Consider the following 7,123-nt stretch of genomic DNA (forward strand, 5'->3'; position numbering starts at 1 on the left):
CATGCCCCTGTCCTGGAACGAAATCAAGTCGCGCGCCATGGCCTTCAGCCGGCGCTGGCAGGACGCGGCCGAGGAGAAACAGCAGTCGATCCCGTTCTGGATCGACTTCTTCGACATCTTCGGCCTGACCAACCGGCGCGTCGCCAGCTTCGAACACGCCGTCAGGAAGCACGGCGGCGGCCAGGGCTACATCGACCTGTTCTGGCCCGGCCAGATGCTGGTCGAGCAGAAGTCGCGCGGCAAGCCGCTGGAGCCGGCATTCGACCAGGCGCTCGGCTACTTTCCCGGGATCGCCGAGCGCGATTTGCCGCACACGCTCGTGCTGTGCGACTTCGCGCAGTTTCGCGTGATCGACCTGGACAGCCGACGCGAGACCCGCTTTGCCCTGGCCGACCTGCACAAGCACGTGCGCTGGTTCGGCTTCATCGCCGGCTACCGCGCGCAGGAGATCAAGCCGCAGGACCCGGTCAACATCAAGGCGGCCGAGCGCATGGGCCGCCTGCACGATGCGCTGAAGAACTCGGGCTACCAGGGCCACGCGCTCGAAGTGCTGCTGGTGCGCCTGCTGTTCTGCCTGTTTGCCGACGACACCGGCATCTTTCAGCCGGCGCAGTCGTTTCGTGCGCTGATCGAGGAGCGCACCCAGGACGACGGCAGCGACCTGGGGCCCTGGCTGGCGCAACTGTTCCAGGTGCTCGACACGGCCGAGGGCACGCGCAGCCGCAACCTCGACGAGCAGCTCGCCGGCTTTCCCTACATCAACGGCCAGCTTTTCCACGAGCGGCTGCCGATCGCCGCCTTCGACACCGCCACGCGCGAGGCCCTGCTCGATGCCTGCGCGCTCGACTGGTCGGCCATCAGCCCGGCCATCTTCGGCAGCCTGTTCCAGTCCATCATGGACAAGGACGCCCGCCGCAACCTGGGCGCGCACTACACGTCCGAGGAGAACATCCTCAAGCTCATCGGTCCGCTGTTCCTCGACGGGCTGCGCGCCGAACTCGACAAGGTCAAGGGCAACCGCAACCGCCTGTTCGAGTTCCACAAGAAGCTGCGGCGCCTGAGCTTCCTCGACCCGGCCTGCGGCTGCGGCAACTTCCTGGTCATCAGCTACCGCGAGCTGCGGCTGCTGGAGCTCGACGTGCTGCGCGCCGCTGCCGCCCTGGAGGGCGCGGCCGGCCAGCGCAGCCTGGACGTGCACCAGCTCATCGGCATCGACGTCGACCAGTTTCACGGCATCGAGATCGAAGAGTTCCCGGCCCAGATCGCCCAGGTCGCGTTGTGGCTGGTGGACCATCAGATGAACCTGCGCGTGAGCGAGGAGTTCGGCCAGTACTTCGCCCGCATCCCGCTCGTCACCAGCCCACGCATCGTGCACGGCAACGCGCTCACGCTGGACTGGAACGAGGTGTTGCCGGCCAGCCAGTGCAGCCACGTGCTCGGCAATCCGCCGTTCGTCGGCGCCAAGTTCATGGACGATGCACAGCGCGCCGACACGCGTGCCGTGTTCGCCGGCATCAAGGGCGCGGGCCTGCTCGACCTCGTCGCAGCCTGGTACGTCAAGGCCGCGCGCTACCTGCAAGGCACGTCGCCGGCACCGCCAGCATCACCAGGCACCCTGGTTTTCTCGGAGCCCGCGACGGGAAGCGGCGCCTTGACGTTCACGTGCGAGCCGGCCGAGCCGATCCGCTGCGCCTTCGTCTCCACCAACAGCATCACCCAGGGCGAACAGGTCGGCGTGCTGTGGGGCTGGCTGCTGGGGCAGGGCGTGCACATCCACTTTGCGCACCGCACCTTTGCCTGGAGCAACGAGGCACGGGGCAAGGCGGCGGTGCACTGCGTCATCGTTGGCTTCGGCCTGCATGATGTGCCCGGCAAGGTCATCTACGAATACGCCGACATCAAGGGCGAGCCGCACGCCGTGCCGGCGGTCAACATCAACCCCTATCTGGTTGATGCGCCGGATATGGTGCTGGCGCGGCGCAGCAAGCCGATTTGCGACGTGCCGGAGATCAGCTTCGGGAATCAGCCGATCGATGGTGGACATCTGCTGCTCTCGCCAGCGGAAGCATCTGAAGTCCTTGTGGAAACTCCGGAACTGAAACCCTATGTGCGTCTGTTCCTTGGGGCGGAGGAGTTCATTAACGGTGGTGAGCGTTACTGCCTCTGGTTGAAGGACTGTCCTCCTCCGGTCTTTCGCAAGAGCAAGACCGTGTTGCAGCGCCTGGATGCTGTGCGTCGGTTCCGGTTGGACAGCAAACGTCGTGCCACCCGAGATTTGGCAGCCACTCCATCAGCATTTGCGTTTGTCTCGCACGTCGAGACCTCGTACATCGTTGTGCCCAGCGTGTCGTCCGAGCGACGCGCCTTTGTGCCTATGGGTTTCAGTGCACCTGAACTGATCGTCAGCAATCTGTGCCTCGCTGTGTTCGGTGCTTCGTTGTTCCACTTCGGCATCCTCTCCAGCACCATGCACAACGCCTGGGTGCGCGCCGTCTGCGGCCGGTTGAAAAGCGATTTCCGCTATTCCGCCGCCATCGTCTACAACAACTTCCCCTGGCCCTTCTGCTCCCCGGATCCAACACACAAAGCGGATCCAGCGTCCGTTCAACAAGCGCAAGCCGCCATCGAAAGGGAAGCCCAGGGCGTGCTCGACGCGCGCGCCCGATTCCCCGGCAGCAGCCTGGCCGACCTGTACGATCCGCTCACCATGCCGCCCGCGCTGCTCAAGGCGCACCAGCGGCTCGACGCGGCGGTGGACAAGGCGTACCAGCTTGCCGGCGGCCCCAGAAGCTACGCCGGCGATGCCGAGCGCGTGGCCTTCCTGTTCACGCGCTACCAGCGCATCACCAGCCTGCTGCCGGCGGCCACCGGGCGCCCGGCACGGCGGCGGCCGCGCCGCGACGGCGTGGGCTGACGCCCGCTCCGGGGCGCATCGGGTCAGGGGCAGCCGAGTGCGTCGAGTTCGGCCTCGATCGCGCCGATCAGGCCCGACTGCTGGGCGCGTTGCTCGGGCGTCAGGCCGGCGCTGGCCTGCAGGCGCGCCTTGTGCCGGGCCACCGTCTCGCGCTTGACCGTGCAGTCGTGCGCCTCGGTGCGCGCGGCCGGCGCGGTGCGCACGGCCTTGCGGGCGGCTTCGGCCGGCACGGTCTTGGGCAACTCGTCCGCGATGTCCTGTGCCAGGTCGCGCGCGATCGCGTCCATGTCCTCGGCGCAGAATTCGCGGCTGTGCCGCGGCGCGCAGTCCTTCTGCAGCTCAAGCGAGACCTCGCGGCGTGCCTGCAGGCAGGCCGGGCTCTCGGCCCCGGCGCGGCAGGCGCTGTTGAAGCGCTCGCGCAGCGCCAGCCGCCGTGCCTCGGTCAGCCCGGCACCGGCCCTGGGCGCCGCCGCGGCCTGCGTCGTGCCGGCGGGTGGTGGCGTGTCGGTGAAGTGGGTGTTGCCCTGGACATCCTTCCACTGGTAGACGCCCGCGGCCTGCGCGGCGCCGGCCGCCAGCAGGGTCGATGCCAGGGTCCAGGCGATGCGGCGCACCAGGCGGGCGGCACGCGGTACCCCGGCGCGGGCGGCGGGGGGCGGTGGATCGGTCGTCATGGGATGCGGCAGCAGGCGAGGAATAACGTATCCAAATGTACTGCAACGCCGGACGCGGGCGTGGCGCCGCGGGCGATCCAGCCGGTCGTCCGGTCAAGGCAAAGCCCGTGGTCCCGTCGTGGCCGAGAAACCACGATGCTGGCCATGATGGCGCTTGCCGGCGCAAAATGGCCGCCACCGACGCGGTTCGTGATTTTTTTCACGCTTTCGGCCATGCGGCATGCCGCGCCGGGCCAACGGACGAGAGCAAGCCATGAACTTTCACGATCCCCTGTTCTGGCGCGCCGGCGCTGTGAGCACCACGCTGGTCATGCTGGTGGTGCTGGCCTTCCTGTCGGTCGACAGCTGGAGCTACATCCGCGCGGGCGGCAAGAACGTGCCGGACTATGACGTGATCAACCACGAGATCGGCTACCAGTACGACTGGAACCGCGCGGCCGACGTGCCGGTGATCGGCGGCGAGCAGCCGCTGTTCGGCCAGAAGGTCACGCGCGAGCAGGCCGACGCCCTGATGACCCAGGGCAAGCTGGTGATCCAGAGCCGCAACTGCATGAACTGCCACACCTTCTTTGGTAACGGCGCCTACTACGGCCCGGACCTGACCAAGTCCTGGCTGGACCCGGCCTGGCAGCAGATCTGGATGCCGGCCACCGGCAAGACCACGCGCGAGGAGGCCATGGTCGAGTTCCTGATGCACCCGGACAAGTACCCCTCGTGGCAGCGCCGCATGCCCAACCTGAAGATCAGCGAGGACGAGGCGCGCGCACTGGTGGCCTATCTCAAGTGGCTGTCGGCGATCGACACCAATGGCTTCCCGTCGGCGTTCGGCCGGCGCGACCCGGGCGCGCACTGAAGGAGGGCAGGCACCATGTACCGATCGCAAAAGCTCGCGCTGCGCTACCTGGTCGCGGCCGTCGCGCTGTTCGGCGTGATGATCGTGTTCGGCCTGCTGGCGTCGTTCTACTACCTGTTCCCGTCGATGCTCTACAACGTGTTCGACTTCAGCATGGCCAAGACCATGCACATCGACATGCTGGTGATCTGGCTGCTGATGGGGCTGATCGGCGCCATCTACTGGTACCTGCCCAAGGAGCTGGAGCACGAGGTCGAGGGCATGTGGGCGGCCGAGCTGTTCTTCTGGATCTTCTGCGCCGCGCTGGCCGTGGTGGCGGTGGTCTTCATCTTCGTGCAGTACGGCAGCGCCAACGAGTTCTCGCTCTGGTTCATCAACCAGGGCCGCAAGTACGTCGAGGCGCCGCGCTGGGCGGCGATCGGCATCGTCTGCGTGATGCTGGTGTTCTCCTACAACGTGATCGCCACCTGCGTGAAGTCGCGCCACAAGATGACCGGCATCCTGTGGGTGCTGTGCCTGGACCTGATCCCGCTGGTGGTGGTGTATCTCGACGCCTTCCCGATGGACAAGAACATGTCCACCGACCTGTACTGGTGGTGGTGGCTGGTGCACATGTGGGTCGAGAGCACCTGGGAGGTGCTGATCGGCTGCGTCATGGCCTGGGTGCTGATGGACGTGATGGGCACGCCGCGGCGCATCGTCGAGGCCTGGCTCTACATCGAGGTCATGCTGGTGCTGGGCGCCGGCATCCTGGGCCTGGGGCACCACTACTTCTGGATCGGCACGCCCGACTACTGGCTCTCGATCGGCGGCTTCTTCTCGGCGCTCGAGCCCCTGCCGCTGCTGGGCATGGTGGTGCACGCCATCTATGACGCCGGCATGCACCGGCTGAAGACCGCCAACCAGCCGGCGTTCTACTGGATCACCACCGAGGCCTTCCTGAACTTCATCGGTGCCGGCGTCTGGGGCTTCATGATGACGCTGCCGCAGATCAACATGTTCTCGCACGGCACGCAGTGGACCGCCTCGCACGGGCACTTCGCCTTCTACGGCGCCTACGTGTGCGGCATCATCGCCGTGCTCTACGTGGCCAAGCAGAAGGTGACGGGCGCCGAATACATCGGCGGCAACCGCTGGAAGTGGGGCTACGGCCTGCTCAACCTGGGCATGGTGGGCATGGTGATGGGCCTGCTGCTGGCCGGCATGGCGCAGGCCTTCTTCGAGCGGGCGGCGGGCGGCTCGACCCTGATGGCCTACACCATCGCCTCGGAAAACCCCTGGTTCACCAGCGGCCTGTGGGCGCGGTCGGGCTTTGGCCTGATCTTTGCCGCGGGCTATGTCATGCTGGTGTTCGACCTGCTCACCGCGCCGCGCCAGCAGGCCGTGCCCAAGGCACAGATGGCGGGCCAGGTGCGCGCGGAGCCAGCCTGATGACGCCCGAATCGCTCATCCAGACGACCGTGCTGATGGGCCTGCTGGTGCTGGCCGGTGGCGCCTGGGCCGTGCTCTACTGCCTGGGCCGGGTGCGCGCCGCACCGCGCCTGGCGCGCGCGGCGCGCGGCTGCTACGCGCTGGCGCTGGCGATCGCGCTGGCGATCGCGCTGCTCACGCCGCTCACCCTCGGCTGGAAGCTGCTGATCCTGGCCAGCGCGCTGGCCTACGCCGCGATCCCGCCGATCACGCTGCGCTACCTGCAGGGGCTGCACGAGGAGCCGGAGGTCCGTTCATGATTCCCAACCTGATCAACACCATCACCGGCCTGGTGCTGGTGTATTCGGTGGTGCTGCACCCGACCTGGGTCGAGCAGCGCTATTTCCCGCTGCTCGGCTTCGCCGCCATCATCCTGGTGATGGCGCTGTGGGCGCGGCGCAGCGACGCGCATCCGTGGTTCAGCTGGGTCAACATCGTCCAGGCCATCCTGCTGGGCCTGCTGTCGCTGCTGCCGCTCGCGACGCTGCCCTACCTGAGCTTCTGGACCGGCTTCTGGATCGGCTGCCTGGTGCCCGTCGTTGCGCTGTGGGCGGCGCTGTATCACCCGGGCCCCGAGGAAAGCGAGCCGCAGGGCCAGCACGCCTGAGCGCGCGCAAGGTCCAATGCTGGAGTGGAGTGCACGAGCATGACAAGACATCACCTGCTACTGGGCGCGGCCTTCGCACTGGCCGCCGCGGCGCCGCTGGCGCAGGCGGCCGATCCCGCCGCCGGCCAGGCCCATTACGAAAGCACCTGCGTTGCCTGCCATGGGCCCGGCGGCATCTCGGTGGCGCCGATCTATCCCAACCTGGCAGGCCAGAAGGAACCCTATCTGGTCGAGCAGATCAAGGCCTATCGCGACGGCTCGCGCGTCAATGCCATCATGGCGCCGATGGCCAAGAACCTGACCGACACGCAGATCGTCAACCTGGCAGCCTACCTGTCGGCGCTCAAGCCGCGGTGAGCCGGCTTGCCCGCGCGGGCCCGCTGACCAACGACGCCGGCTGGGAGCGGCATGACGAAAAGACGCAATGACCTTGCTGCGACTCGATGGCGCGCCCGCTGCGCGTCACCGATCCCGGTCACTTCGTCATCCTGAGCCGCAACGGCATCGAGTGACCCTGGAAACGGCAGTTGGACGCGCCCGCCAGTGCCGTCATCGGCGTGGCAGGCGAGGGTGAGCGCCGCGGCTCCACAGGCGCCTGCGCGCCT

Annotated in this window: 8 protein-coding genes; 6 read left to right on the forward strand and 2 right to left on the reverse strand. The window is 67.4% G+C overall.

Features of this window, described 5'->3' with window-relative positions:
• Position 1: 1 nt before the first annotated feature.
• Positions 2-2,914: a DNA methyltransferase gene (locus PKA16_RS11305; protein ID WP_324403330.1), complete on the forward strand. Its 2,913-nt coding sequence runs from the start codon at positions 2-4 to the stop codon at positions 2,912-2,914.
• Between the two features lie 23 nt (positions 2,915-2,937).
• Here the strand turns inward: PKA16_RS11305 and PKA16_RS11310 are convergent, their stop codons facing one another.
• Positions 2,938-3,588 carry a DUF4124 domain-containing protein gene (locus PKA16_RS11310; RefSeq protein ID WP_324403331.1) on the reverse strand — a complete coding sequence of 217 codons (651 nt, stop codon included), beginning with the start codon at positions 3,586-3,588 and terminating at the stop codon, positions 2,938-2,940.
• Positions 3,585-3,803 carry a hypothetical protein gene (locus PKA16_RS11315; protein WP_324403332.1) on the reverse strand — a complete coding sequence of 73 codons (219 nt, stop codon included), beginning with the start codon at positions 3,801-3,803 and terminating at the stop codon, positions 3,585-3,587. Before PKA16_RS11315 ends, PKA16_RS11310 begins: the two co-directional genes overlap by 4 nt.
• Positions 3,804-3,841: 38 nt before the next feature.
• On the opposite strand from PKA16_RS11315, the gene PKA16_RS11320 reads away from it, so the two are divergent.
• From PKA16_RS11320 to PKA16_RS11340, 5 genes are read left to right on the forward strand one after another with little or no spacing between them, the layout of a single operon-like run.
• Positions 3,842-4,441, forward strand: coding sequence for a cytochrome c (locus PKA16_RS11320; protein ID WP_324403333.1), 600 nt, complete (start codon positions 3,842-3,844; stop codon positions 4,439-4,441).
• A 15-nt stretch (positions 4,442-4,456) separates the two neighbouring features.
• Positions 4,457-5,872: a cbb3-type cytochrome c oxidase subunit I gene (locus PKA16_RS11325; RefSeq protein WP_324403334.1), complete on the forward strand. Its 1,416-nt coding sequence runs from the start codon at positions 4,457-4,459 to the stop codon at positions 5,870-5,872.
• Positions 5,872-6,171 (forward strand): hypothetical protein, encoded by a 300-nt coding sequence (locus tag PKA16_RS11330; protein ID WP_324403335.1) that lies wholly within the window; start codon positions 5,872-5,874, stop codon positions 6,169-6,171. The genes PKA16_RS11325 and PKA16_RS11330 overlap by 1 nt, the downstream gene beginning before the upstream one ends.
• A complete protein-coding gene (locus PKA16_RS11335; protein ID WP_324403336.1) occupies positions 6,168-6,518 on the forward strand; it encodes a hypothetical protein in 351 nt (116 codons plus the stop codon). Before PKA16_RS11330 ends, PKA16_RS11335 begins: the two co-directional genes overlap by 4 nt.
• A 39-nt stretch (positions 6,519-6,557) precedes the next feature.
• The gene (locus tag PKA16_RS11340; RefSeq protein WP_324403337.1) at positions 6,558-6,875 is read left to right on the forward strand and encodes a cytochrome c; all 318 of its coding nucleotides are present in this window, start codon (positions 6,558-6,560) and stop codon (positions 6,873-6,875) included.
• Positions 6,876-7,123: the final 248 nt, after the last annotated feature.

The sequence above is a fragment of the Ottowia sp. genome (assembly GCF_035325765.1).
In the GTDB taxonomy this organism is placed as follows: Bacteria; Pseudomonadota; Gammaproteobacteria; order Burkholderiales; family Burkholderiaceae_C; genus Ottowia.

Bases quoted from the DNA above. Each gene is read 5' to 3' on its own strand.
- PKA16_RS11340 (WP_324403337.1), top strand. From the start codon at position 6,558: ATGACAAGACATCACCTGCTACTGGGCGCGGCCTTCGCACTGGCCGCC.
- PKA16_RS11310 (WP_324403331.1), bottom strand. From the start codon at position 3,588: ATGACGACCGATCCACCGCCCCCCGCCGCCCGCGCCGGGGTACCGCGT.
- PKA16_RS11330 (WP_324403335.1), top strand. From the start codon at position 5,872: ATGACGCCCGAATCGCTCATCCAGACGACCGTGCTGATGGGCCTGCTG.
- PKA16_RS11320 (WP_324403333.1), top strand. From the start codon at position 3,842: ATGAACTTTCACGATCCCCTGTTCTGGCGCGCCGGCGCTGTGAGCACC.
- PKA16_RS11315 (WP_324403332.1), bottom strand. From the start codon at position 3,803: ATGGCCGAAAGCGTGAAAAAAATCACGAACCGCGTCGGTGGCGGCCAT.
- PKA16_RS11335 (WP_324403336.1), top strand. From the start codon at position 6,168: ATGATTCCCAACCTGATCAACACCATCACCGGCCTGGTGCTGGTGTAT.
- PKA16_RS11325 (WP_324403334.1), top strand. From the start codon at position 4,457: ATGTACCGATCGCAAAAGCTCGCGCTGCGCTACCTGGTCGCGGCCGTC.
- PKA16_RS11305 (WP_324403330.1), top strand. From the start codon at position 2: ATGCCCCTGTCCTGGAACGAAATCAAGTCGCGCGCCATGGCCTTCAGC.